The sequence below is a fragment of the Streptomyces sp. NPDC006624 genome (assembly GCF_040611555.1).
GTDB lineage: Bacteria > Actinomycetota > Actinomycetes > Streptomycetales > Streptomycetaceae > Streptomyces.
This window is the reverse complement of sequence record NZ_JBEXOM010000015.1, coordinates 133,305-158,205: the sequence shown is the minus strand read 5'-3', so window position 1 is coordinate 158,205 and position 24,901 is coordinate 133,305. Positions and strand designations below refer to the sequence as shown.

General features: G+C 71.1%; 20 protein-coding genes and 2 pseudogenes. 10 read left to right on the top strand and 12 right to left on the bottom strand.

The genetic code is table 11. The annotated features are described in order from the left end of the window. Positions 1-42: 42 nt before the first annotated feature. On the bottom strand, positions 43-618 hold the full coding sequence (locus tag ABZY20_RS25850) for a hypothetical protein (RefSeq protein ID WP_356444094.1): 576 nt from the start codon (positions 616-618) through the stop codon (positions 43-45). A 501-nt stretch (positions 619-1,119) separates the two neighbouring features. Between ABZY20_RS25850 and ABZY20_RS25845 the strand changes: the two genes are divergently transcribed. The 5 genes from ABZY20_RS25845 (at position 1,120) to ABZY20_RS25825 (ending at position 8,185) form a co-directional block, all read left to right on the top strand. Beyond that, positions 1,120-3,306 carry a hypothetical protein gene (locus ABZY20_RS25845; protein ID WP_356444092.1) on the top strand — a complete coding sequence of 729 codons (2,187 nt, stop codon included), beginning with the start codon at positions 1,120-1,122 and terminating at the stop codon, positions 3,304-3,306. Between the two features lie 46 nt (positions 3,307-3,352). Beyond that, positions 3,353-4,525, top strand: a complete 1,173-nt coding sequence (locus ABZY20_RS25840; RefSeq protein ID WP_356444091.1) for a hypothetical protein — start codon at positions 3,353-3,355, stop codon at positions 4,523-4,525. 59 nt (positions 4,526-4,584) lie between these two features. Next, positions 4,585-5,094 (top strand): hypothetical protein, encoded by a 510-nt coding sequence (locus tag ABZY20_RS25835; protein ID WP_356444090.1) that lies wholly within the window; start codon positions 4,585-4,587, stop codon positions 5,092-5,094. Between the two features lie 27 nt (positions 5,095-5,121). Next, a complete protein-coding gene (locus tag ABZY20_RS25830) occupies positions 5,122-6,309 on the top strand; it encodes a nucleoside 2-deoxyribosyltransferase domain-containing protein (RefSeq protein ID WP_356444088.1) in 1,188 nt (395 codons plus the stop codon). A gap of 112 nt (positions 6,310-6,421) precedes the next feature. Then, a complete protein-coding gene (locus ABZY20_RS25825) occupies positions 6,422-8,185 on the top strand; it encodes a hypothetical protein (protein ID WP_356444086.1) in 1,764 nt (587 codons plus the stop codon). A 113-nt stretch (positions 8,186-8,298) separates the two neighbouring features. On the opposite strand, the gene ABZY20_RS25820 is transcribed toward ABZY20_RS25825, so the two are convergent. The 8 genes from ABZY20_RS25820 to ABZY20_RS25785 all read right to left on the bottom strand — a co-directional run bounded on the left by ABZY20_RS25820 (position 8,299) and on the right by ABZY20_RS25785 (position 15,441). Beyond that, a complete protein-coding gene (locus tag ABZY20_RS25820; RefSeq protein ID WP_356444085.1) occupies positions 8,299-9,261 on the bottom strand; it encodes an HAD-IA family hydrolase in 963 nt (320 codons plus the stop codon). 222 nt (positions 9,262-9,483) lie between these two features. After that, a complete protein-coding gene (locus ABZY20_RS25815) occupies positions 9,484-9,801 on the bottom strand; it encodes an NUDIX domain-containing protein (RefSeq protein ID WP_356444083.1) in 318 nt (105 codons plus the stop codon). 60 nt (positions 9,802-9,861) lie between these two features. After that, positions 9,862-11,574, bottom strand: coding sequence for a hypothetical protein (locus tag ABZY20_RS25810; RefSeq protein WP_356444081.1), 1,713 nt, complete (start codon positions 11,572-11,574; stop codon positions 9,862-9,864). A 100-nt stretch (positions 11,575-11,674) separates the two neighbouring features. Continuing rightward, entirely contained in the window at positions 11,675-12,367 is a 693-nt protein-coding gene (locus ABZY20_RS25805) for a hypothetical protein (protein WP_356444079.1), read from the bottom strand. 359 nt (positions 12,368-12,726) lie between these two features. Continuing rightward, positions 12,727-13,152: a GDSL-type esterase/lipase family protein gene (locus ABZY20_RS25800; protein WP_356444170.1), complete on the bottom strand. Its 426-nt coding sequence runs from the start codon at positions 13,150-13,152 to the stop codon at positions 12,727-12,729. A gap of 78 nt (positions 13,153-13,230) precedes the next feature. Further along, positions 13,231-13,482 (bottom strand): hypothetical protein, encoded by a 252-nt coding sequence (locus ABZY20_RS25795; RefSeq protein WP_356444078.1) that lies wholly within the window; start codon positions 13,480-13,482, stop codon positions 13,231-13,233. Between the two features lie 213 nt (positions 13,483-13,695). Continuing rightward, positions 13,696-14,568, bottom strand: coding sequence for an aminoglycoside phosphotransferase (locus ABZY20_RS25790; RefSeq protein ID WP_356444076.1), 873 nt, complete (start codon positions 14,566-14,568; stop codon positions 13,696-13,698). A gap of 54 nt (positions 14,569-14,622) precedes the next feature. After that, complete coding sequence (locus tag ABZY20_RS25785; protein ID WP_356444074.1) at positions 14,623-15,441, bottom strand: methyltransferase domain-containing protein; 819 nt, start codon at positions 15,439-15,441, stop codon at positions 14,623-14,625. A 190-nt stretch (positions 15,442-15,631) separates the two neighbouring features. On the opposite strand from ABZY20_RS25785, the gene ABZY20_RS25780 reads away from it, so the two are divergent. Then, the gene (locus tag ABZY20_RS25780; RefSeq protein WP_356444072.1) at positions 15,632-15,934 is read left to right on the top strand and encodes a MazG nucleotide pyrophosphohydrolase domain-containing protein; all 303 of its coding nucleotides are present in this window, start codon (positions 15,632-15,634) and stop codon (positions 15,932-15,934) included. Positions 15,935-16,137: 203 nt separating this feature from the next. After that, positions 16,138-17,925, top strand: coding sequence for a hypothetical protein (locus ABZY20_RS25775; protein ID WP_356444070.1), 1,788 nt, complete (start codon positions 16,138-16,140; stop codon positions 17,923-17,925). Here the strand turns inward: ABZY20_RS25775 and ABZY20_RS25770 are convergent. After that, positions 17,847-18,128 (bottom strand): annotated as a pseudogene (locus tag ABZY20_RS25770) (hypothetical protein); the annotation flags it as partial. The gene ABZY20_RS25775 and the pseudogene ABZY20_RS25770 sit on opposite strands and share 79 nt — an antisense overlap. A gap of 305 nt (positions 18,129-18,433) precedes the next feature. Between ABZY20_RS25770 and ABZY20_RS25765 the strand changes: the two are divergent. After that, the gene (locus tag ABZY20_RS25765) at positions 18,434-21,091 is read left to right on the top strand and encodes a DEAD/DEAH box helicase (protein WP_356444068.1); all 2,658 of its coding nucleotides are present in this window, start codon (positions 18,434-18,436) and stop codon (positions 21,089-21,091) included. Between the two features lie 88 nt (positions 21,092-21,179). Next, positions 21,180-22,193 (top strand): NAD(P)H-dependent glycerol-3-phosphate dehydrogenase, encoded by a 1,014-nt coding sequence (locus ABZY20_RS25760; protein ID WP_356444067.1) that lies wholly within the window; start codon positions 21,180-21,182, stop codon positions 22,191-22,193. A gap of 287 nt (positions 22,194-22,480) precedes the next feature. Here ABZY20_RS25760 and ABZY20_RS25755 read toward each other — a convergent pair. Next, positions 22,481-22,707 (bottom strand): annotated as a pseudogene (locus ABZY20_RS25755) (aminoglycoside phosphotransferase family protein); the annotation flags it as partial. A gap of 167 nt (positions 22,708-22,874) precedes the next feature. On the opposite strand from ABZY20_RS25755, the gene ABZY20_RS25750 reads away from it, so the two are divergent. Beyond that, entirely contained in the window at positions 22,875-23,456 is a 582-nt protein-coding gene (locus ABZY20_RS25750; RefSeq protein WP_356444065.1) for an HAD family phosphatase, read from the top strand. A 9-nt stretch (positions 23,457-23,465) separates the two neighbouring features. Here the strand turns inward: ABZY20_RS25750 and ABZY20_RS25745 are convergent, their stop codons facing one another. Further along, positions 23,466-24,431 carry an XRE family transcriptional regulator gene (locus ABZY20_RS25745; RefSeq protein WP_356444063.1) on the bottom strand — a complete coding sequence of 322 codons (966 nt, stop codon included), beginning with the start codon at positions 24,429-24,431 and terminating at the stop codon, positions 23,466-23,468. Between the last annotated feature and the right edge of the window lie 470 nt (positions 24,432-24,901).

Sequence of the window (24,901 nt, the reverse complement as noted above, 5' to 3'; positions counted from 1 at the left end):
GTCGGCCGGCTCCGCCCGCGTGCGTCGGCCGGTGCCGGAGCTTCAGGGGCGGATCGACTGAGCCTCCTCGGTGAGGTCGAGGAGGACATCGAGATGGGTGCCGATCGAGTTCTGGGCGGCGAGGCGGTCCTGGTCGCTCTGGAGTGCCGACGGGGTGCATCCGGCGCCGAGCGCGTGCAGCTCGGTGTGCAGTCGGTTGGCGGCCTCCGTGGCCTTCGGCAAGCCGAGGCCCAGGACACGGGGCAGCTCTTCGTCGAGGGCCGTCAAGGCCAGCACGAGATCGGCCTGGGCCTTCTGGTGACGGTCGGCCTCACCGGTGTGGGCCGTGTGCCAGGCGCGGCCGGCGGCGTTGCGCGCCGCGAGGGCGGCGCCGGTGAACGCGAGGAGGGGCTCACTGCGCGCGGCAGCTGCTCGCAGGCGGCCGCGCCGGGTGACCGGGTAGGCAAGCTCCAGGTCGGTGATGACGTGGGCGGTGGCCCACAGCAGCGCCAGCAGCACGAGGCCCGCCGCCGCCGAGAGGCGGAGGGACAGCCCGGTTCCGGCGAGCACCGCGGTCAGGACGATCCCGCAGGCCGCCAGTACGGATATCTGCCACGCGCGACCGGTTCTGGTCAGCACCTCCGGCTCCTCCCCCTACAGTTCACGGCCCCGCGGACGGTGCCGCGTCACCCCGGGTGCGTATGTCGATTCGGGGGTCGCCACGATCATGCTGTGATTCGGCGGGCCTTGCCATACCGATCCGCGAATTCACGTCAGACCGGGACGGCGACAGTGTTCCGAATGGGGCGGTTTGCGCCCCCGTGTTTCTGTCGCATCGCTGATGAGTGCGCGTGGAGCCGCGTGTCGCACAGGGGTTTCCCGCCGCAGAGCTGCACCTTTATGCGGGGGTGCTGGGGTCGAGGTTCTGGACGACGGGCAGATCGCGGGCGGATGTCGTGGGCTGAGCATGGCCGATGGCGGGGATGCTGGGCATGGCATCGACCGCGGTTCATCTGCCCTTTCCTGAAACGTCGTTGACGGTTGGAAGGGCCTGCGAGCGGCGCCTACGCTGTGATCTGCTGAGACGAGAGATGGCCGCGCATCCGCAGTCCGAGCGGCGCGGGCGAAGGAGGGGGCCCGATGGGCGCGCACCAGCACGGGTCGGTGGAATTGCCCAGGGTTGCGACGGACACGGATTCCGAAGGGCGGGCGGTCAACGAGGAGGCTCTCGGCGCGTTGATGGGCGCCGTGCTCAACAGCTGCGAGTGCGTGGCCGAGCATCTGGATGAGGTCGCCGCCGACGCGGGTTGCCTCGTGCGGCTGGTGACCTTCTCCCGGCTGACGGCCTTGCGCGTGTATCGCGGCGAGTTGCCCGGCTACATGACCGATGACGACGACAGGTTCAGCGCCTCCTCCCCCGAGTTGAAGCGCCTGGTGCGGGCCGTGACCGCCGGCGAGTCGCTGGTCGAGCTGTGCGAGCAGATGACGCCCGCGGAGCGGCGGGCCGCGGCCGAAGACGCGCTTGACGCGTTGATGGGCCATCTCCCCCTTGTGGAGGGCCTGGATGAGACGGAGACGCTGGCCGAGCTGTGCTGCCAAGTCGGTGCGGTGGTGATCGGCTGGTCGTCCCAGGCGGCGCCGATGGCCGAGCGGGAGCTGACCGAGGCGTGGCAGCAGTACCAGTTCGGCCAGCGTGAGGCCGGACTGAGAGGCACCGGCGCCGACGCGGTGGCGCTACTCCTCGGCGCGGTCCTCCACCATCAGGCCCGCACCGACGAGGTCACCACCGACACGATCCGGGAACTCGTCTTCACCCGCGCGCTGCCGGTACTGAAGGCCCCGGAGCGGACCGAGGAGATCCTGCGCGTCTTCGTGGCACCGCCCGAGACGGAGGCCATCATCGCGCCGATCAAACGGCTCGCCCGCCGCGACGGTGCCTTCCTTGCCGACCTGTGCAGTCACGCCCGGCACCTGCTTGCGCTGCATGTCGAGCACTGCCCGTACGGGCTGCGGGAGAGCGGCCACGAGTGCACCGTCGGCCACCGGCTGGAGGCGATCAGCGGCGGCAGCCAGACCCCTGTGTCCACCCCCGCTCCGGGTGCGCCGGGAGAAGGACGCCGTGTCGTACTGCCCCGGATCGGCTACCGCGAGGACCGGCCGACCGAAGGCGCCCCCGAGGGATACCCCGACGATCACATCTGGCACATCAACGTCGACCGGATCCTGCTGACACGGTGGGACGCCGGCATCGCCCAGTGGAACGAGAGCATCTCCGAGGACTCCTCCATCAGCGGCACCCCTCCCTACGACCACGAGACGGGCCTGGAGCAGTTCGCCTGCCCGGCCTGCAAGAATCAGCAGTCCTTCCTGGTCGAGGGGCGCTGGGGCGACCCGCTCACGCTCCACTGCAGCTGCGGCGTCACGATCATGTCCCCCGTCGACGGGGCCCCGGACGACCTGGGCCACTGCCTCCTCCAGAGGCTCATCCTGTGCGAAGCCGATCCCGCCTACGCCGCCCGCCGGCTCATGCCCCCGCTCGCGGAACTCCAAGAGCGTGAGCAGAACCGTCGCTCCTTCCGTTCCTACCTGGGTCCCGAGGCCGATACGGTCGCGCTCGCCGAGGCGGTCGACCTGGAGCAGGACGATCTCGCGCAGGCCCTGGCAGCGGTCCTGTCCCCGCGGCTGCCTGAGCGGCACGGCGGCAACGCCCTCACGCTCTTCCTTCTTGAGGTCATCTACGCGCTCTCGGCCCCCGTGGTCCAGGACAGCGACGACGGCCAGCGGCTGGCCCAGGCGGTCCACGCGTTCCTGGCCGACCTGAAGCAGGAGAGTGACCGGTGGGCGCCGAGCCGCCAGCCGGTCCCGGAGCGGCTGCAGCAGTGGCGGGACGAAGGCGGGCCGCAGGTGTGGCAGGACGCGTGGGCGCGTACGGTCGAGGTCGCCGGCCGTCGCTTGGAGCAGTACCAGGTGCGCGGCGGCCGGCTGAGCGACGGCTGCGCCGCCCTCACCGTCGCCCTCTACCTCCTGGCCCGCGAAGGGGAGATCGGCGTCGAGCAGATCAGCCGGGACGAGGTCCTCGCCCTGATGGAGCCCGAGGGCACTGACGCCACGGCCGACGCGGCGGCCGAGACGACGCGCCGCTGGGGCGCGCGGCTTCAGGCCCTCGGCCACGACCTTGATGCAGGCGACGACCCGGTCGCCCGGATGTGGCAGCATCTGCGCACCGAGGTAGACGTCGACTCCTACAGCGACAAGCGACAGCCCGCTCTGCTGGTGGGCCTCACCGCAGTCCTGGGCCCGCATTCCGTCTACAACATCCGTTTCTGAGACCTGGCCTCACCGCGCCGCCGACCCGAGAAGACCGGAGGAGAAGGTGACCGCAGAGACGACCACGGCACCCAGCACCTGGGAGGCTGCCGTGAGCCGCGCGACGGTGGTCGCCGACCGCGAGCGGCCCGGCGGCATGAAGGAGGACTGCTGGGACGATGTCGCCATCCGCGACATCATCACGGTGGTCCTGTACGCGCTGCACGTGCGCCACGAGACGCCGGTCGACGAGGTGCCGTGGTCGAAAGTCCTGTGGTGGCTGTGGGACGACGAGCACGTCATCCGCCTCGTGGAAGACACGTTCCCGGACGCAGGCCAGGCCCTCACCACACCGGCTGACGAGCTGTCGGATCCGCTGCTCGCACGGTGGCGGTGGCTGAACCGGACGTGGGACCCCGAAGCCCCCATCCGGCGCCGCAACGTGCCGCCCCCGCCCTGGGAGGCCCTGATGCAGCGGGGACGCAACGCGGCGGACGGCCCTCTGCCGGAGCCGCGGTGGGAAGGGATGAGCCGTGGGATCGCCGAGGCTCTGCCGGACCCCGCGCTCGAGGTGTGCACGCACTGGGCCGCGGCCGCGGTCAGCGCCGCCTTCAGCGCCGAGCAGGGCGGCCTTGCCGTGTATCAGCGGGTCCGGGTGCACGGCGGGAGCTTCGCTGGCCAGGGCGGCTACGTGCGGGACATCGGCTGGAGCTTCGACGACGAGAACCAGCAGGTGACCGGTCCCGAGGGCTATGTCGTCGACCTGGACGACACCGAGGGCACCGAGCGGATCGACGCCGAGCTCCTTCAGCCCGGAACCGACCTCCGGTGGGCATATCGACCGGAGGGCGCCCTCAAGGACGGGCCGCCCCCAGGACTCCATGCCGCGCTGCCGCCGGTGCCGTCCTGCGCAGAAGACCTGGAGCGCCTTCTGGCCGGAGCCAGTAACCCGGAGGCCGTACCCGAGGACCTGCGGAGCAGCATCCGTGGCGCCCGGCGCCACCATCACCTCGACATGAGGCGCCTGGCCGCCCCGCGGCCGCACCGCGCGACCGCGCAACTACTGCTGCACTGGTACGAGTTGACCGACCAATACGCCAAGGACCCGGCGGGGCGTGCGGAGATCTGGGAACTGCTCACCACGGAACACCTGCGCGATGAACAGCCCGTCCGTCGCCTCGCCACGAGCGAGTCCGAGGCGAAGGCACTCGCCGAGCAGCACACCGGCCTCCTGCTCTGACCGGGCGCCCAGGTCCGTCACCCCGCCGCAGAACCACCCGTGACCTCGGAGGCCGGCTCGTGGACGCGCTCCCCCGCCATCCCGCGCTCTCCCCCGGCGCCGCCTGGCCCACCCTCCGGATGTGGGTCCGCCGGGAGGACGAACACGCCGTCCTGGTCGCGCTCGCTCCTGCCCGCGGGGCTCGGCCCGAGGAGGTACTACTGCCGTACGACTCCGCACTGCTGATCCTGCTCGGGCAGATCGCCCTGGGCAGCAGCCGGGCCGGCCTGTACGCCGCGCGCCTGGACGAGGAAGACCCGGGCCGGCGGCTGGTGCTGTGCGCGCGGGGCGCCCCCGGCGCGGTCCGGGTCCACGGCGCGATGTCGTCGGTGGCCGACACCTTGTACGGGCGGACGCGGGCGGCGATGCTCACGGCCGGAGCGCTGCTGAGGGCGTCGGGGCAGGATGACGAAGCCGCCCACTGGAGGACGCTGGCCCGCCAGTTGCTGCTTGCGAAGCGGTCGGCCCGCCGCGGGCGCAGCGTACGAGCGGTGTCAGGCGGCCTGCCGACACTCGGAAAACGCGGATGACATGAAGGACAGACAGTGACGACAAGCATGCTCGCAGCCAGTGACGTCCAGCCCGTCTTCGCCGGCGAGGAGCCTCCCGAGACGTACATGGCCAGCATCTTCCTCGCCGGCCCGTCTCCGCGCACCGCCGAGGTCCCCTCGTGGCGGCCCGAGGCCCTCCGTGAGATCACCATGCAATGGAGGCAGCCCGGCACGCTCGTGGTGTTCGTCCCCGAGGCCCGGGACGGGGCACGCGGCAGCGACTACACGGGGCAGCTCGACTGGGAGCGCGTCAACCGAGAGCGTGCCGACGAGATCCTGTACTGGGTTCCGCGCGCGATGGACACGCTGCCGGGCCTGTCCACGAACGTTGAGTTCGGAGAGGACATGGACAGCGGCCGCGCCGTCCTGGGCTGCCCGGAGCACGCCGTGCACGTGCGCCTCCTCCAGGCACTCGCCGACAACCTGAAGGCGCCCGTCGCGGACACGTTGGCCAAGACGGTCGCCCTCGCCCTGGACCGCATCGGCCCCGGCGCCGCCCGCATCGGAGGACAGCGCGACGTGCCGCTGCTGCTGTGGCGCACTCCTTCCTTCCGCGCATGGCTGGCCGCACAGGAAGAAGCGGGCAACCTGCTGCTCGGCGGCCGGATCGCCTGGACGTTCCGTGTGGGACCCGCGCGGACTCACGTGCTGTTCTGGGCGTACGCGGCGCGCGTGTGGGTGGCGGCCGAACAGCGCGAGAAGTCCAACGAAGTCGTGCTCGGCCGCCCGGACCTCTCGACCGTCGTCGCTTTCCGTCCCGCCGCGCAGTGGCTGGACAGCGAAGTCGTTCTGGTCCGTGAGTTCCGCACACCTGCTCGCACAGCGGATGGCTTCATCCGTGAACTTCCCGGCGGCTCCGCGCCGAAGACCGGCGACCCACGACAGGTGGCGGCGGACGAGTTCGCGGAGGAGACCGGACTGCGCCTGGACCCCCGCCGTCTGCACGCGGTCGGAGTCCGCCAGTCGGCGGGCACCGTTTCCGTCCATGTCCAGGCTGTCTACGCCGTCGAACTCAGCGACACCGAGATCGACGAACTCCGATCCGACCAGGCCGGCCACGGCAACGCCGAGGAGACCGAACGCACGCACGTCGAAGTGGCACGCGTCGCTCACCTCCTGCATCCCGAGGCCCCGGCGGTCGACTGGACCACGCTCGGCATCATCACCCAGGCCCTTCACGGTGTCGCACCCTGATACTCCGCCCGCCGCCTTGCCGCGATCACGGCGGGACTGAAACGCTGGAGCATCGAGATCACCGCTCGCGCACCCCGCTCTGGAGGTCAGCGCGAGGCACGACGTGGGGGGCATGGCTCGCATGCTGATTGAACAGGCCGACCAACGGCGCCTGACCGAGACGCTCATGGAGGACGCGGCCCTGTGGTCAGCGGACGCGCTCGTGGCGGCGAGCGGAGGCGTGGTGTACGACGCCGAGCGCAGCGCGCAGATCCTCGCGGCCTGGGCCCAGGTCAACGCCGCCGGCACCAATACCTCGGTCCCCCTGTTCTCCAAGCACCCTGACGCCAACGAGCCGTGGGCGAAGCTCGGCGCCGAACTCGCCGCGACCGCCGACCAGGGCGCCGTGGGCCTGCTGGAGCAGGCCGCCCGCCGGTGTGCCACTGAACTGGGGCCGGACGGCCGCGCCAAGCTCCTCGCCCAACTGGCGACCGCAGTGTCCCCGCTGATCCGGCTGGCCGGCGGGCTAGACGAACTGCTCGATGCGGCCGCACTCCACCGCAGGTGCGCAGGCGGCACGGAGGCCGGGTGGGTCGCCGGTGCCACCTGGATCGTGGGCGCGCTGACCGAGAACGCCCGGAACACCACCGTGTCGAACCTGGCCTCGGACAGGATCGCGCGCCTGGTCGACGACGGGCATGGCGTCAACCTGTGGCACACCTGGCCGAAGGTCGCCGCCTCGATGATGTCCACCGCGTTCCTGGACGAAATGGACGCTCCCCTCGACCCCGGGCTCCCCCACTATCCGGTCGGGCTCTGGCTGCGCGCCGTGCAGGCCGTCCACACCGGCGACGAGCGCCAGATCGAGAACGCCGTCGCCGAGTTCCGTGATCAGGAGCCCGGCAACCAGAGCATGCTGTGCTTCGAGCTCGCCATGGCCATCGCCGCCGTTCGTACCCTCCCCTCCCGACGGGCGGCACGACGTGCCGCCCGCGGCGAGACGAAGGAAGACGAGGCGCTGCGCAGCGCGGTCAGCGCCATCATGGACGAGCTGCCCGCAGACGTCGTCGAGCGGACCGGTCGCATGTACGCGTTCTCCCGCCGCGCGATCCTCGCCTACATCGACCGTGACGCCGAGACACTCGCTGCGGTCATCGACCGGGTCGCCACCTGGGACGACGATCCCGGCCGCACGCCGCCCCCGCAGTTCCGCTTCGAGTTCCCCAACCAGCAAGCTCTGGATTTCGCGAACCAGCTTCTGCGCCTGGGCGAGATGGAAGGCGTTCACATCACCAACCGTGAAGCCGCCGACGGCGCCGCCCGCTTGATCGACCGATACGCCCCGAACGAGTACAAACAAGCCGCGCGCGAACTGGTCCAAGCGCTCAGGGGCGCCGGAGAGCCGGGGGTCGACTTCAACCAGTCCGTCGCGAACAGTCCTGCCGGACTCGTAGCGTTCGCCGCGATGGCCGCAGGCTTGACCCAGAACCGCCGGCTCCCGCTCCCCAAGGAGCGCACCCGCCTCAACTTGCTCAACGAGATCCGTGAGAGCGAGGCCAAAGCCCTGCGCGTCCCCGATCGCGAAATCATCACCGTCAGCGACGAGGAGGCGCTCGCCTTCCTCGAACAGCTCTACGGGCCCGACTACCCCCTCCCGCGCGATCCCCGCGAACGCACGGTCTGGGAACACGATGTCGTCGCCATCGCAGCACAGCACCTCCTGGAGTGCCCGGCGGACGCCACCACTCCGGAACAGCGGCAAGCCCTCGACGCCCGAATCAAGACGGTCCTCCGGGCAGGAACAACCCCGCAGCGCACCCCTCCCCGGCCGGACCGCAGCAACGTGGTGCGCAACCAGCCCAAGCGCTCCTCGAAGCGGAAGCGGAAGGGCAAATAGCCCATCGCGGGGTTCCGGCTGGGAGAGCCCGCGCGTTCATCCGACCACCGTGCGAGTGCGCAGACCGGCGTGCCGGGCAGGCTCTCCGAGCACTGAGTCCGGCAGGACATCTGTCAGCTGCTGGTCCCGGCGCTGGACCCGAGAGCGGCGTCGAGTACCGGCTCCCATCGGTCCTCGCCGCTGAGCCTGGGCAGGATGATCGTTCGGATTCCCAGCGCCTTGCCTCCCTGGTCTGCTTCCGGGTTGTCGCCCACCATCACGGCGTGCCGTGGCTGTACGCCCAGCCGCTGGCAGGCCACGGTGAAGATGGTCGGCCCCGGCTTCCTGGCGGTGACGTCGTAGGACATCACGCAGTCCGAGATCCAGAGCATCAGGTCGTGCTGGCGCAGGACCGGCCGCAGGTCCCAGCCGATGTTGCTGACCACCGCCAGCTGGACTCCGGCCCGGCGCAGTCTCACCACCGCCCGGCGCGCGGCCGGGTCAATCCGCCATCCGTCGGCGCTCATCGTCCTTCGGTACAACGCCCCCGCTGCTTCGGGCCAGGGCAGCCCGGCCTCCTCCAGGAGGCGGTCGTACACGGACCGGTGGGCCTGCGGGTCCAGGTCTCGCCGCCACCACGCTGCCAGGTCGTGCGGGGAAAGGTCGGTCGGCCGGCGGCCACCCGGCAGCCCGGCGGCCTCCGCCTGGCGGGCCCACGCGGCTCGGTCCTGTGCCGGAACGGTGATCCCGGCCTCGGCCAGCGCTCCCGAGAGCCATTCGTCGGTGCTCTCCAGGTGCGCCACCGTACCCGCCCAGTCCAGCAGCACCGCCTCGGCGACACCCGCAGGCGGGGCAACGGCTGGCGGCTCCACCGCGACGTCGCGGACCGCTTGTGCGTGGACGTGCGCGTAGCGCGCGGTTACCTGGGCGATGTCGGCCCGGGTGGGCGAGCGTTCCAGCACCGCCATGTCCGCCGCGATGGCGTCCCGTTCTACCTCGCGCCGCTGGGCGTCCGCACCATCGGGTTCCTTCCCCCGGAAGAGGCTGCGCAGGTGGGTGCGTCCTGCGTCTGTCCTTGCCCTGTCGACGAGAATCATCGCTTCGGCTATCTCGCGCGTGTCAGGCACACATCCCCCGGGTGGTTGAACGGCTGGTGGGTTCCCATTCTGCCCGTCAGCACCGCGACCGGTTGCTTGCCAGGAACTCCCGCAACTCCGAGGTAGTGGATGGTAGTTCGTCGGTACCCGGATCCACTGGTCGCGGTCGTGCCCGGTGAGGATGATCGGTCCGGGCTTGTCCGGGGTCAGGGCGAAGACGAACTAGCGGCTGGTGCGGCCGCGGGCGTTGGTGTAGTCGAAGTGGCCCAGGTGCTGGTCGACCGACCGGACGGTCAGGCCGGTCTCCTCGCCGGCCTCCTGGGCGAGGCAGTCCAGGACGGATTCGCCCGTCTCGCGGCGGCCGCCGGGAAGCTCCCAGGTGCCGGCGCGGTAGTCGTCCGGGCTGCGCCGGAGGGCGGCGTCGTCGTGGACGAGGACGGCCGCGGGGACCAGGTCGCGGATGCCGTCGGTGTGGGCCTGGTCCTTCAGTTCGGCGCAGAGTCCACTGGGCGCGGCGTATCGGGCGAGCTGGCTCAGCATCGGTCCGCCTGCCCACGGGTCCGGATCAATGCGTGGGTGCTGGTCTGGTCAGCCAGAGGGTCATGTGGCGGCCTCCGCTCGTCGGCGGCCAGGCCTGGGGGGGGGCCTGCGGCCGAGCGCTGCTGCGACCTCGCCGACCACGGCGTTGTTGCCGGTGGGATCGGCGAGGGTTGCCAGGAAGGGGAAGTACCGGCCGAACACGCCGGTGATGATCTCAGTGAGTTCCTCGCGCGTGGTCTGCTCGCCGGACGGCTTCGCCGGGAGCAGGGAGACAGCGGCGGTCGCCTCAGCCGCCTCGGGCACTGTGGAGCCGGACAGCAGCAACTGCCATTCGTAGACGTCCTTCATGCCGGGCCCGCGGTTGTGGTCTAGGCACAGGAGTTCAGCGCGTTGCTCCTTGGTGTTGTAGTCGAGGAAGGCGAGCATGCCTCCGATGTAGACGGGCACGCCGTCCTCGATGTCGGTGTGGAGCAACGCCGCACCGTGAACGGGCAGTTCGGCCGGGACGTCTGCTGGAGCGAGATCAGTGCGGGTCCCCGGGTCGGGCAGCCAGTCGAGGACGACGGCGTTGCGCCCGCGGGCCTTCCAGGCGCCGAGTCCCGCGATCACCACCGCGTGCTGGAGCGCCAGGTCGACGTCCTTGACCGAGCCCAGGTCGGCGAGGGCGCGGGCGACCCGGCTGTAGGGAACCCAGCACCACTCGGGCCAGCTTCCGTACTCGCGGGCCCGGACTTCCTCCAGGTGGTCGAAGATGCCGGGGTAACGCTGCTGCGCCTCTTCTTCGAGGATGGCCAGCGGCTGGGCGGCGTCCCGGTACAGGCGGGTCACCCACCGCAGCCCCGGATCGAGTTCCTCATCGCGGCCCGGCGAGAACGTCTCGTCGAGCTCGCCGGGAAGGACCTGGTCCGGGTTGCTCAGTCCTCCCATGGCCTGCTGAGGGAGCTTCTGAGCGGCGACATGTGCCTGCTCGCGGACCGCCGCGGCGAGGGCCTGTGCGTTCTCGGCCCGGGCTACCTGCACCCCCAGGTGCTTGGCCTTCTCCGCCGCCAGCGCCCGGCCGAGCTCGGGATCGGCCCGTTCCTCGCGCACCGGCACCAGGCCATGTCTGAGCGCGTACCAGGCCGCCACGATCGCGCGGATGGCCGGCGCCGAGTCCCGGTCCGACTCCTGGAGCTCGGCCAGCGGCACCAGCCGGATGTCCACCAGGGGCGCAAACGGCAGGTGCATGTCCACGTGGAGCATCAGCGGGCCGAAGAACCGTTTGCGGTACTCGGCGTCCGCGGTGCTGGTCCGGCCGGCAGCGAGTTCACGCTTGACGAACGCCAACGTGTCCGTCCACCAGGTTAGGTGGACGCCGTCTCCGAACCCGTCCATGGGAGGGCCCCAGGTGGCTGCCGTGATGATGCCCTCGTCCGCCGATACGGAGACGGGCGAGGCGAAGAAGACCATCCCGGAGGGCGACGGTACAAGATCAGCCGTTACCGGCATCCGGACGTCGAGGTCGTCTGCCACAGCGCGCAGCGCACTGACGGCCGACTCGTCGAAGGCGTAGACCCGTGCATCGGCGATCCGGCGTGCCTCGGCCTTGACCAGTGCCCGGGCCTGTTCCGAGGCCGGCAGCCGGCGCCAGTCCGCGGGCATGGTGTACGAGCTGCCGTGTGCCATGTTCTGGGCGACCACTGTCCGGCCCTCGGGGCCGCGCAGGTGCAGCAACGTCCCAAGACGCGTGGCCGCTGCGGCGTTCACAAGGTGATCTGGGCGCTTCGAGGACATGCCTCCGGACTCTAGCTGTCGCCTTGCACCTGGCCGACCTCGTGTTCGCCCGGTGGGCCGCTACTCTTCAAGTTCCGTTTGATGCTGCGGAGTTCGACTGTCAGGCGAGGACGCCACTGCGCTCGGCTAGTCCGCGAAGGTCCGTCGATGTCGGTCCGGAGCGCAGCAGGCTGGAGATCAGCGCCTTCGTCGCCGGGCGGGCGTGGGCCTCCTCGGGTGCAGTCCGTTCGGCGGCGAGAAGCGTTCGGATGCAGTCGGTTCGTCGGCCGAGGCGGTCGTAGGTGGCGGCGATGTCGCCGAGCGCGCGAGAGCGGCGTTCGACGCTGGGCAGGGCGTTGAGCGGGAGCGAGTGGGCGGCATCGAGTGCGGCCCGCGGGTCGCCGGCGTGATTTTCGGCGCTGATGCGGTGGAGTTGAACGGTGAGCGGGCTGAAGCCGCCCTGGTTGCCTGGCAGCGTGACGCGGCCGATCTCGTGGGCGATCGCGGCGGCCTCATCGGTCAGTTCCCGCATCCCGTCACGGTCACCGCGGCGCGCGAGCGTGTACGAGGCGCTCTGGACCAGGAGGCCGCGCAGCGCGGTGCCGGCCCGGCCGACGCGGCGCAAGTCGGGCTGGTCCGCGGCGGACAGGGCGAGGGACAGCGCCTCGTTGTGCCGACCGGCCTTCCTCGCCAGGACGGCCGCCTGGCGGGCGGCTTCAGCGACCGCGAGGGCATCGCCGGCCGCGTTCGCGAACTGGCGGGCGCGGGCGGCGGCGATCCAGCCGAGGTGGGTTTCGTCGAGTTTGACGAGCATGCGGGTGGCCAGCAGGTAGGTCTTGGCCAGCAGCGCGTACGGGGCGGTGTCCCTTCCGCTGAGGGTGAGCGCGTGGCCGACGCGGACGAGGCGGGGCAGGCTGACGGTGAGTCGGGCGTAGCGGCAGGCTTCGAAGTCGGCGAGCGCGCCAGCGAAGGGTCCGGCGAGCGCTGGGGCGGCGGCTCCGCCGGCGCCTGGCCGACCCCGAGCATGGCGTCGTGCAGGCGGGCAACAAGCAGCGAGCCGAGGACGGCCTGGTCCATCCGAGCGGGTGCGGCGGTCCCCGGGAGAGGGGAGGTGATGGCTGTGGCGGTGGTGGCCGCCAGGCCCGTGATCAACGTCCGTCGGTGCACGGGGAGTCACCGTCCTTCGCTGGGGTCGACTGGTGCCCGCAGGAGCTGCTCGATGACGCGCTCGTCGCGCAGGTGCGCTGCCACGTGTTGCGCGAGGAGAGTGACGCCGAGGTCGGAGAGGTGGACCCCGTCGCTCCACAGCGTCGCCTGCTCCCGCCCTGACTGGTGCGCGAATTCGCGGGCGACCTGGGTGAACGGTGTCCAGACGTCGATATACGGGATTCCGGCGGCAGCGGCGGTCCGGGCGGCGGCCTGGTGGTAGCGGTTGAGATCGCCGTTCATGGAGTCGGCGCTGCCCGGGGAGCCGACCGGGCCGAACGGGGTCTCGGAGACGCACAGGACGCGGCGGGCACGGCGAGGGTGGCGGCGTAGTGCTCGGCGTACTCCTGGATGGACACGGCCTCGGCCGTGCGCCCCTGGTGGGCGCGCCAGACGTCGTTGATGCCGCAGCCGTAGACCGCGAGGTCGTAGCGCGGGTGCGGTGGCAGTGCGTGGGCGGCCGTGGCGAGGTCACGGGAGGTGGCGCCGCCCTGCCCGCGGTTGTCGCAGAGGAAGGAGACGCGGGGGGTGGGCGAGCTGGAGCGCCAGGTGGACGTGGTGGACGTAGCCGGTGGAGCGGTGCTCCGTGATCCGGACCGTCTCGCCGACCTGGGCGAGGGTGGCAGGGTCGGTCAGACGGGGGCTGTGGGCCTGGCGGTGTTCCATGATCGAGGTGCCGAGCCACAGGATCCGTAAGGACTGCGGGGTGCGGGGCGCGGTCATGAGGAAGAGACCCGGGCGCACGGCACGGTGGGAGCGGCGGCAGGGCGGTACCGGTGATGCAACGGGACCTCCTCCCGGGTGGGCGCGTCGCGGACGCGACAACTCTAGGCCCGCGCTGAGGTGTTGGCGCTGAGTCTCCCGCGAGAGCGCTCGAAGGGATGATGCGCTCGCCGACGGACGCCGTGAGCGGGTCGAGCACCGAGGTCGGGCTCCTCACGCGGCCGGGGCGCCTGTCGCGGTCGGCCCCGGTCGGGGCCACTCATCACTCGTGCCCCATGTCGTGCTGCGGAAGGCGGCGTAGCGTCCGGCCGCGTCCCTCAGTGAAGCGGACCAGGGTCCGGGGTTCTCGTCGGCGATCTCGGTCCAGAGCCTCGCGTTGGCCTGTGCGAAGGCGTTCAGTGCGTCGCGGGGGGCCGTGTGCCAGGCCGGCATCCGCGCAGCCCACTGCTCGGCCTGGGCGGGGGCCTGCTTTCCGGTGGCGATGAGCCAGATACAGGCGAGGGCCGGGTCGAGCCAGGGTGCCGCGCGGGTCGCCCAGGCCCAGTCGACCATCACGGCCCGCTCGTGGGCGATCAGCACGTTCTCCGGGTTGAAGTCCGTGTGGGCGAGGTGCTCGCCGGCCAGCGCGGCGCGGTGCCGCGGTTCGGGGATGTAGGCGGCCCAGCGCTTCTCGGCGCGTTTCAGCTCGATGTCCGGCACGGACGCCTCGGCGAGCCGCGTGAGGGCGTCGGCCAGGAGCAGAAGGTCGGGCGAGCCGGCCGAGTAGTCGGCATGACGCCCCTCGGCGACGAACTCGAAGCCGAGGAGATCCCAGCCAGTCTCTCTCACCCGCCACAGCAGGCTCGGAGCCAGGCCGCCGGTGTGCGGGGCGACCGCGGCTTCTCGGCCCTGGGTCCAGGCGCGCGGGTGATCGCTGCGCAGCCCCTTGACGAAGAGCGTTCCACGGGCGGTGTCGAGCCGTACGGCGATCTCGCTGTTGTACCCGCCCGACACGGTCTCGGCCCGGTGGATGGGGCCGGTCGTCGCCTCGATCGCGGCCCGCGTCTTCGCCGGAAGGTCTGACCAGTGCAGGCGAGTGGTGACCATGAAGGTCAGGATGCCAGACCCACCAGTCGCCGACCGGTCCCCAGCGCAGGTCGGTCAGGTGGCTGCAGGCGCGTGCGTGTCTGGGCGGGTTGCACCGGTGAGGAAGAACGTGACGGCGTAGAGGAACTTGCCCCGGCTGACTGCCTCGTCGAACAGGGCGACGAACCGGTCGGCCTCACCGACCTCAAGGTGCCCGTGGTCCGCGGCGGTGTGCGCCCACGTCCGGAGCCCCATCACGCGGTCGGCCGCCCGGGGATCCCGTACGACAAGTGTGCGGGGCTCTACGGTGATGTCGGTGAGGCGCCGGTCGGCAAGGAGTCCCGCGTGTCGGTGGGCGAGAGTTCCGTGGCGCAGCATGTGGTCGGCGCGGAAACGCAGAACACGGCGTGCGAGGTCCTGGTCGCTGATGTCGAGGACCTGGGTGTCGTAGTCGGGGTCGGCGAGCGCAATGCGTCCACCGGGGCGCACGACGCGAATCATCTCGTCGAGGACCGCGTGGGGGTCGTCGACGTGCTGGAGAACGCGGTCGGCCCACGCTCCCGAGAAGCGTCCGGTGCGGAACGGAAGCCGGTGCGCGTCCGCCGTGAGAACCCGGGAGGTGCCTCGGGCCCGGCACTCGCCGGCCATGGTGACGGACCGGTCGACGGCGACCACGTCAACCGCGTAGCGGGCTTCTGCCGCGCGGGCGGCTTCACCGGTCCCGGCCCCGACTTCGAGGAGCCTCTCGCCGGCGCTCGGGCGGAGGAGTTCATGGAGGCGCTTCTTGTAGTCGGCGTAGAACGGCTCGCTGCCCAGGCGGTCCAGTACGCCTACCCATGTCGCCGGTGCGGGCTGTGTATCCACCGCGGTGAAACCGTGTGCGGGACTACTCATGGCATCTCTTCTCGCTCTGGCTCCATGCAGGCCCGGCGACCCGCACCTCCTCAGAGCGGAAGGGAGGGCGGGTGTCGGACCATTCGCAGCGGGGCGGTCCACTGGCTGAACTCCGTCCGTCTACCCATATCAGGGCCCTGTGCCTCGCTAAGGTTCCCCAGAAGTGGCACAGCACCGTCAAGGGGACCCCGTGGACATCGCCGAAGCCCAGAGGCTTGCCTGGGAGAACAAGCTCACCAAGGGCTTCAACACCACTGACATCGCACTTGAGTTCGGCCTGCTCAACGCTGAGGTTGGCGAGGCCTTCACGGCTTGGCGCAAGGGCCTGCCCGACGCCGGCGAGGAACTGGCCGACGTGTTCTTGTACCTCGTCGCCCTCGCCCAGATGCAGAACGTCGACCTGGCCCACGAGGTCACCCGCAAGATCGAGAAGAACAGCCATCGCGAGTACGCGCCCGGGACAAACGGCACGCTCCAGCGAGTCGAGGGTTAGTCGCCTCACGATCGGACCGTTGGAACTCGCGCGCTCATCCCGCGCCCCTGACCTGCCGCGCCCTCGCAGGCACCGGGCGCAGCGCATGGAGGCGAGGCGACTTCGTGGATCACCCCCCGCTCGGGCCCGGGTGCGCCGTACGGTCGCTTCTACGGATGGCGACCAGGCGGTGACGCCGGGTCAGGAGTGGAGGGGATCCGAGGATGGTCAACGCCCGTACGTACCCGCTGTGGCGGGATCTCGCGATGAGCGAGGACCTCCCCAAGGAAGCGCTCAAGACGGTGATCGGGGCCTTGTGCGCTCCGGCGATGACGCCGGACGGCTTCGACGTCCAGGGCGACCGGTGGCGGGAGGAAGCCCTCAAGGAAGCGCTGCCCGCGCTGCTGGCCCGGACCTCTGCCAAGCGGCTGCGCGGCCAGCTCCTGGTACACGCCGACGAGAAGACGCTGGCCGCCCTGGCGGCCGACGGCACCGTGACCGCCGCCGACGTGCCCGCCATCCTCCGGCACCGCCGGGCCTGGGCCGGGCTCATCTCCGCACTGGCACGCCACCCCGACCAGGTCGAGGCGGCCATCGCGCTCCTGCCCCGCCTTCCCCAGCATGAGGTGGAGCAGGTCGTCCGGGACTGGGACCCCGACCGCTACACCCGCACCAAGAGCACTCCGCCGGCCCCGCCCGTGCCGTCAGAGCTGTTCGACGCCGTCCTGGAAGCCTGCCTCACCCCGCTCGCCGCGTACCTGCTTCACCCTGAGCCTGAAGAGGGCTGGGAGGCCGTGTCCGCGCACTCGAAGGACTGGTCGCTGGAGCTGGGCGGCCGCGACGGCTGGGCGATGCTGGCCCGCTGCCCCGGGCGGTGGGCGCAGCTCACCGCGCACCCCGTACTCGGGGCGGCTGTCCAGCACCTGCTGCTGGACCAGGCCGAGACGCAGGCCCTCGAGGACGCCCGGCTCCGCGCCGCCGACCCCGAAGGTGAGGAACTGCCCGCCGACCCGGTGCCCGCGCTCAGCGAGGAACTGCTGCTCGCCTGCCTTCCGGCCTTGTGCCTGCCCGAACTGGCCGACCTGCCCAACCCGCAGGTGACCGCCCGCCGGACCCTGCACCACATCGCCAACCGCGTCCACAACAACCCGCGCCTGGCCGAACTCGCCGCCGACCAGCTGCACGCGGCCGCCGACGCTCTCATCACCCGCGGCCAGCTGCTCACCTGGTCCGACAAGCAGGAGAGCGACCACGAGTTCGACGGCCGCGTCCTGCGCCTCGCCGAGGACCTGGCCCTCCTCAGCGCCAACCCCGACCACCTCGCCGGGGCCTGCGCCCAGCTCGCCCGGCTGGATCCGCCGGCCCTCGTCTCCCCCAAGCCGAGCCGGACCCTGATCCGCGTCCTGGACAACGTCGCCCCGGACCACGACCGCCCGGCCCGGCTCCTGGAACGCCACTCCGAGCACCGCCGGGTCCAGGCCCTGACCGTCCTCGCCGCCAACCCGCACACCCAGCACGCCGCCGTCGCGGACGTCCTGAACGGGCTGCACCCCGCCGAACTGGCTTGGATCTCCGAGAAGGCCGGCGGCCCCGACTGGTTCCTGGCTGCGGCGGCCGCCGTCCCGGTGCCCGAAGACAAGGACGACGGTGTGGTGCGGCTGGTGCACGACGACGAACTCGGCAAGCACCCCGACCCAGCGGCTGTCCTGCAGTCCTGGCTCGACTCCCCCGCCACCGGTGAGATCCTCTCCCGCTCCGAGGTCTACCGCGCCGTCGTCAAATCCCGCTACCGCACCCTGGAACACCTGCGCCAGATCCCCGCCGACGAGGTCCTCGCCCGCCACGAACCCGAAGTCGCCCTGAAGATTCTGCTGGACCACTGCGGGTGCAGCAGCGACCGGTGGGAGGCCCTCGCCGCCGCCATGACCTTCGACTACGACGACGAGAAGATCACCTTCGGCCAGCTCCTCGACTCCCTGGGCCCCGCGCCCGCAGAGGCGCAGACATCCTGACGGGGGCGTCCCGCAGGCCGCCGTGTGCGTGGCGCCTCCGCGCACGCAGTCCGCGAGGGTTCAGGGCGGCGCTGTGGGCAGGCCTGCTCAGCCGGGGCCGACACATCGGCCCTGGCGATGTCGGGCTCGGGGAAGGCCCGGCGGCTCAGCGCCCGCATCGCGGCGGTCTGCCGTTCCACCGCCTCCGCGATTGCTGGATCTACCGGGATGCGGACAGCCTGCCAGTGCGCCTCGATCGTACGGAGGTATCTCTCGGACGGCATCCGGCGCTCCCCCGGGACAGCGGGCATCGTCGGGTGCGGGGCCGGGGCGGCGGCCGCCGTGGCGGGGCAGGCCTTCGCGCGCGTCAGGACGTGAACGTGGCGCAGACGTTCGCACCCTGCACCCGGAGCGGCACTCAGGGCGTGTGGCACTGTGTCGGCTCCGAGATGCCTGGCCAGGTACTACGATCCGTCCTCTGGCGGCAGGGGATGGGCTCGGCCGCGGCGGAGGGCTCGGAGGTCGTGGAGTGAGTAGCGAGCAGGAGCGGCCTCGGTTCCGGCGCCGTGCGAAGGAGCTTCCCGCGCCCTCCACGCCGGAGGCGTTGTTCGGGGAGCTGCCGCGCACGCCCGGCGGGCACGGCGCGCTGTGGTCGCATCAGGCGGACATCCTGCGCGACTACTCCTCGGCGGCGTTCCGGGACAAGGCCGATGTCGCCCTGGAGTTGCCGACCGGCTCCGGCAAGACGTTGGTCGGGCTGCTGATCGCCGAGTGGCGGCGCCGGTTCTTCAAGCACCGGTCGGTCTACGCCTGCCCGACCAAGCAGCTCGCTCACCAGGTATGGGAGGCGGCGCAGGCCCAGGGCGTTCCGGCTGCCCTGTTCGTCGGACGCACCCGCGACTTCGACGACCGGGACCTGGCCCGCTATGAGGGCGCCGAGGCCGTGGCCATCACGGTCTACAGCCACGTGTTCAACACCAACCCCGTCTTCGCCGGCGCCCAGAGTCTGCTGTTCGACGACGCGCACGCGGCGGAGACCTACGTCGCCGACGCCTGGGCGGTGGAGATCCCGGTCGGCACAGACCAGTTCAACGGTCTGATCGACGCCTTCGGGGAGGACCTGGACCGGCATCTGGTGGCCCGGCTCACGGATGGGCAGGCCGCGGAGTCGGAAGTGCGGCTGCTGCCGGTGACGACGGTGGCCAGGCGCACCGAGGCCCTGGACAAGGTCCTGATCACCTTGAGTGGGGATGCGAAGTACCGGTTCAGCATGGTCCGGCAGCAGCTGCGCTCGTGTCTGTTCTACGTCAGCTCCCAGGGCTGGTACATCCGGCCGATGATCCCGCCGACGTTCGACCACGACGCCTTCACCGGCCCCGTGCAGCGGGTCTACCTGTCCGCGACCCTGGGCGAGGGCGGGGAGCTCGAGCGGGCTTTCGGCCGCAGTCCGATCGCGCGGGTCCGCGCGCCGGAGGGGTGGGAGCGGACCGGCAGCGGCCGGCGCTTCTTCGTCTTCCCCGACCTCGCCGAGACCGACGGCCCGGTCTTCGGGCCCGCCGAGGCGGCCACGACGGCCGGGGAAGCGGCGCCGGACGCGCCGGTCACGGAAGCGTCGGAGGGCACGGCCGGGCAGAAGGGCGGCCTTGTCGGGCGGCTGGTTGGGCTGCGGGGCAAGAGCGTGCTGCTGACTCCGGACGACCGGATGGCGCAGGCCATCGCCCGCAGGCTCGGGGTGCCGGCGGCCGAGCGGTTCCGTCCCGGAGAGAGCAAGACCGGACTGCGCCCGTTCATCGACGCCGAGCGGGGCATGCTCCTGGCCGCGAGCCGCTACGACGGCATGGACCTGCCCGACGAGACGTGCAACATCATCGTGATGCTCGGCCTGCCCGACGCCGTCCACCTCCAGGACCGGTTCCTCATCACCCGGCTCGGCGCGAGCAACGTCGCCCTGGAGCGGGTACGGACCCGGGTCGTGCAGGGCGCCGGGCGCTGCACCCGCGGGCCGCGTGATTTCGCGCTCGTCATCGCCGTCGGCCGCGAGTTGCAGCGGTTCCTCTCCCGTACGGACGTCCGCGCCGGGATGCCTCCCGAGCTGCAGGCGGAGATCGCCTTCGGCCGGGAGAACAGCGAGGTGCCCGCCGACGACCTGGTCGCGCTCGCCCAAAGCGCCCTGGACCGCGACCACATCTGGCAGGAGGACGCCGAGCCGTACATCACCGAGCTGCGCAACGAGGTGACCAAGGAACTCCCCCCGTACGCGGGGAAGCTGGCGGGCAGCGTGCGCCGGGAGATCGCCGCCTGGCAGGCCGCGTGGCAGCAGGACTTCGACCGCGCCTCCCGCGAAGCCGTCGAGGTCCTCAACCAGCTCACCGGCCAGGAACTGCGCCCCTACCAGGCCCTGTGGGCCTACCTCGGCAGCGCCTGGGCCTTGCTCGCCGTCGACGCGCCGGCCGCCGCCGAACGCGCCGAACAGCTGATGCGCCGCGCCCGCCAGGCCGCGAACCGGACCACCTGGCTCCGCGAGATCGAAGGCCCCGGCGCCACCGCCGGCGACCTGGACGTCCTGGACGCCGAGGGCGTCGACGGCGTCATCGCCGCCCTGGCGACGCCGCGCCTGAAGAGCACCGCGAAGTTCAACGAGCTCGTCAACAACATGATCCGCGCGCTGGGAGATCCCGACGCCACCGGCTACGAGCAAGCCCTCGTCGCCCTGGGCGACCTCCTCGGCGCCCGTTCGTACAAGCCGCAGGGTCAGGGACGCACCGACGCCGCCTGGGTGTGGCCGTCCTCCTGGATCACGATCGAGGCCAAGAGCGAGCAGAAGGCCGAGGGCGGCGTCAGCCTGAAGTACATCCGCCAGGCGAACACCCAGCTCGACCTCCTCGCCGCGGACGAAGGCCTCGACGAGCCCGCACCCGGCAGCATCACCGTCATCGCCTCCCCCCGCAGCATGGTCGACGACGACGGAGTGAAAGTCGCCCGCGACCACCTCCACCTGTCCTCCCCCACCACGCTCCTCGCCCTCGCCCAGCGCACCGTCCGTGCGTGGACCGAGATCCGCGGCGCCGCGCCAGCCGGCGTCGACAACGACAGCCTGCGCGCGGTCGTCCAGGAGACGCTCGCCACGCACCGAGTACTGCCTTCCCAGGTGCGCGACGAGCTGAGCGCAGACCCCATCCGCCGATGACCCACACGCTCACGCCGGCCCCCGATGCGCCGTGGCCCCGAAGGCGAGCGCGGCGGCAGGATGGCGACCACCGGAAGGACCCCTTGAAGTGAGCCAGCACGACGCGGTCCGCGCGGCGGTGTTCTCTGCCGGATCGTGGGGCACGGCCGTCGCCAAGATCATGGCTGACGCCGGCACCGACGTGGTCCTCCACGCGAGGCGCAGCGAGGTCGCCGACGCGATCAACGTGACACACCGCAACCCCGGCTACTTTCCTGATGTCGAACTGCCCACCACCGTGACAGCCACGACCTCCCCCGCTGCCGCGCTGGACGGCGCGGACCTGCTCGTTCTGTCCATCCCCGCGCAGGCCCTGCGGGAAGGCCTCGCGGCCTGGGCGCCGTACATCGGGGCCGACACCCTGATCGTGTCGCTGATGAAGGGCATCGAACGCGACACCGGCCAGCGCGCGAGCGAGGTCATCACCGAGGTAACCGGCATCCCGGCGGAGCGGGTGGCAGTGCTGTCGGGACCGAACCTCGCGCGGGAGCTCATGACCGGACAGCCCGCCGCGGCGACCGTCGCCTGCCCGGACGAAGCTGCCGCACTCCGCGTGCAGCAGGCGTGCCACACCAACTACTTCCGGCCCTACACCAGCACCGACGTGATCGGCTGCGAACTCGGCGGTGCTGTCAAGAACGTCATCGCACTCGCGGTCGGCATCGCCTCCGGCATGGACCTGGGGGACAACGCCGCCGCGATGCTGATCACGCGCGGCCTGGCCGAGACCACCCGGCTGGCCGTGGCCATGGGCGCCCACCCGGCCACCCTCGCCGGACTGGCCGGCCTCGGCGACCTCGTCGCCACCTGCACCTCACCGCTCTCCCGCAACCGCACCTTCGGTACCAACCTCGGCAAGGGACTGAGCGTCGCAGCAGCGACCGCCGCCACCCGGCAGACCACCGAAGGCGTCAAAAGCGCAGCGGCGATCCTCGCCCTGGCCCACGCCCACGGCGTCGAGATGCCGATCACCGACGCAATCACCGCACTGCTGAGCGGAACAGTCACGCTCGACCAGGCCACGGCCGCGCTGATGCACCGCCCGGCCAGGCCCGAGCGCTGACCCCCGGCACCTCGCGAACAGGGGACCGTCTTTCTGCGCTGTCACCCGACGTCTCGTGGGAAGTCCGGAGCGCACCTCAAGGGAAACCACCGTGGACATCGCCGAAGCCCAGCAGCGCGCTGATTGAGGGGTTCACGGCTGGGGAGGCGAGGGCCGACCCTCAGTCCTGCCAGTCCAGCTGTGATTCGGGGATGCCGATGGAGCGCGCGTAATCCTGCGCCTGCTGACGTCCCTCTGCCTGCTTGCGCGGATAGCGAAAGATCTTGTCGGCGAAGATCACGAACCGCGCGGTCGAGTTCGGCGGCCTCGGCGAAGACGCTGGGGGTGCGGCGGATCGACCGGTCAGTCGTGCTGCAGTCGTGGGCCGTGTCTCCGGCCCCAGCCCTTTCGGGTCGACCGTGAGCCAGGGTTCGCGGTCGGCCTTGAGGATGTTCCGCAGGTTCAGGTCCGCGTGGATCAGGGTGTCCGGCTGGTGATGAGCCAGTTCGCGGACCGTCGCGAGCGCGGCTTGCACCACTCGGGGCGGCAGCGTGGGGGAGATACCTGCACGTCCTGGCGGAGCTGCTCCTCCCGCGCAGCGGGTCTGAACCCGTATCTGTGGTGCCTGCCGCTCATTGCCAGTTGGGCATAACGTGGCCGGGCTTGTGGGTCGCTCGGCGTGCTTATGGGAAGGGTTCGTTCATGGATCTGGATCTAGACGGGTATGAGGCGTTGATCATGGATTGGGACGGCACCTTGGTCGATTCTCAGCCCCTGAACTACCGAAGTTTGGCAGGAGCGCTCAAAACGCATTCTGTCGACTTACGCGAGGACTGGTACCGCGAGCGGCTCGGGACCTCGGTGGACGGCCTGTTGGAGGAACTGGGTGTCGCGGTGCCGCTGGCCGACGTCCTTGACCGCTGCGGCGAACTGATCATTCAAGAGTTGCCGTCCCTGAGGGCATTCGAGACGGTCGTCGGGTGGGTCGAGAGCGCACGTGCGCGTGGTCTGGCCTGCGCGGTGGCGTCCGGGGGCGGGGGTGTTGTCGTGCGGGCGGGCATAGCTGCCACGGGGCTGGCTCATCTGTTCGACACCGTGGTGACCCGGGAGGACGCAGACCGGGGCAAGCCTGCGCCGGACTTGTTTTTGGAGGCGGCGCGGCGGCTTCAGGTGGCGCCGCAGCGTTGCCTCGTGGTCGAGGATGCGGAGGAGGGGCTGGCGGCGGCGCGGGCCGCGGGCATGCACGCGGTCGATGTGCGCCCGTACGTGACGTCCGGTTGGTGATCCTTTCGTTCACGCTGCGAGGAGGACGTGCAGTTCCTCTCCGAACTCGGCGACGGCGGAATGCTGGGGGTAGCGCCGCTGCAGGGTGCGATCGAGTTGCTGGGCGCGGCCCCGGACGGAGTCGACTAGGCGGCCGCTGGCGAGGGCTTCGCGGGCCATTCCGATGGCGGCGTCCGGCTCGCCGAGCGCCGAGTGCGCCTGAGCCAGGTCCAGTTGGGCGATCGCCAGGCGCGTCGGGGCCTGAAAGGGGCCCGGGAAGGCCCGGTAGTGGCCGATGGCCTCCTCGGCGGCGGCGCGCGCCCGGGCGGCGTGGCCGAGCCAGACGTAACTGGAGGCGTCGTAGGAGGTGATCCGCACTGCGTCCACGGCGAACAGCCCTGCCCCGTGGAGCGGCAGCCGCTGCTGGTGGTTGTGGGCGCGGACGGCGGCTTGCTCGAAGTCATCTGCCTTGCCGAGCCGGGCGTAGGCGCGGGCGACTTGGGCGGATAGCCGTACGGCGGCGTTGCCGTTGCGGGGGGCGACGGCCATGCCCCGGGTTGCCGCCACGAGGGCGTCCAGGGGCCGGTTGTCGTACAGGGCATGGGTGCTGCGAACGTCTTCGGCCCAGGCGCCGACCTCAAGAACGCCCGACTGCTCGCTCTGTGTCCAGGCGTCGTCGCAGTAGGCCTGGACGAGGTCGCCTTGGCCAAGGTCGTGTGCGATCCAGGCGAGGATCACCGAGAGCATGCCGGCGTGGCGGGCCAGTTCGCGTGCTTCGCGCAGGGAGTGCCGGTGCTCGTGCTGGAGGGTGAAGACGTGGTGCCGCTGGCGGGCGGCCGTGGGCCACAGCTCCCGCGGCGGTTTGGAAGAGTAGGTGGTGCCTAAGCGGTCGACGGTGTTTTCGAGTTCCGCGAGGCCGGTGGGGTCGAGCTGGGTGAGGGTGGCATGGTGGGTGTAGGCGCGGGCGGTGTCTGCGCTGGCGGCGCCCGGCGTCATGAGCGGAGCCAGAGCCGTGCCGCCGATCAGTGCGAGGGCGGTCCGTCGCTTCGTGGGATCATCACCTGCTTCGCCGGGCGTCGCGACAGGCGACGCGGGATGGTCAGAGCCGCGACCGGACGCCGCGCTGGGGTTCATACCCAGATCCGCTGGGGTCAGAGCCTGAGCGAGGCCGCACAGGCGCGTGAGGGTATGGGCGACGGCCTCCGAAATCCGGGGGTCTCTGGGCATCTCGCCGTCACTGGCCCAGTGGCCGATGCGCGTGCGGTGCGGCGGAGTGACGTCGATATAGCCCATGATCAGCAGGTCGCTCTTTACCTCAAGGGCCAGTTCGCCGAGGCTCCTTCCGGACCGTTTGATCCAGCCTTGTAAGGCTGCGTTGGGGGGCTTTTTTCGGCGCCGCCGAGGGTGGGTCACCTCTGGATTCCTCTCCGGTGCGAGTGGCGCAACGGTGGTGGCCCACACCGTAT

Bases quoted from the DNA above. Each gene is read 5' to 3' on its own strand.
- ABZY20_RS25830 (WP_356444088.1), top strand. From the start codon at position 5,122: ATGCTCGCAGCCAGTGACGTCCAGCCCGTCTTCGCCGGCGAGGAGCCT.
- ABZY20_RS25810 (WP_356444081.1), bottom strand. From the start codon at position 11,574: ATGTCCTCGAAGCGCCCAGATCACCTTGTGAACGCCGCAGCGGCCACG.
- ABZY20_RS25795 (WP_356444078.1), bottom strand. From the start codon at position 13,482: ATGACCGCGCCCCGCACCCCGCAGTCCTTACGGATCCTGTGGCTCGGC.
- ABZY20_RS25815 (WP_356444083.1), bottom strand. From the start codon at position 9,801: ATGCTGAGCCAGCTCGCCCGATACGCCGCGCCCAGTGGACTCTGCGCC.
- ABZY20_RS25845 (WP_356444092.1), top strand. From the start codon at position 1,120: ATGGGCGCGCACCAGCACGGGTCGGTGGAATTGCCCAGGGTTGCGACG.
- ABZY20_RS25745 (WP_356444063.1), bottom strand. From the start codon at position 24,431: ATGACGCCGGGCGCCGCCAGCGCAGACACCGCCCGCGCCTACACCCAC.
- ABZY20_RS25805 (WP_356444079.1), bottom strand. From the start codon at position 12,367: ATGCTCGTCAAACTCGACGAAACCCACCTCGGCTGGATCGCCGCCGCC.
- ABZY20_RS25750 (WP_356444065.1), top strand. From the start codon at position 22,875: ATGGATCTGGATCTAGACGGGTATGAGGCGTTGATCATGGATTGGGAC.
- ABZY20_RS25790 (WP_356444076.1), bottom strand. From the start codon at position 14,568: ATGGTCACCACTCGCCTGCACTGGTCAGACCTTCCGGCGAAGACGCGG.
- ABZY20_RS25785 (WP_356444074.1), bottom strand. From the start codon at position 15,441: ATGAGTAGTCCCGCACACGGTTTCACCGCGGTGGATACACAGCCCGCA.
- ABZY20_RS25820 (WP_356444085.1), bottom strand. From the start codon at position 9,261: ATGATTCTCGTCGACAGGGCAAGGACAGACGCAGGACGCACCCACCTG.
- ABZY20_RS25825 (WP_356444086.1), top strand. From the start codon at position 6,422: ATGGCTCGCATGCTGATTGAACAGGCCGACCAACGGCGCCTGACCGAG.
- ABZY20_RS25775 (WP_356444070.1), top strand. From the start codon at position 16,138: ATGGTCAACGCCCGTACGTACCCGCTGTGGCGGGATCTCGCGATGAGC.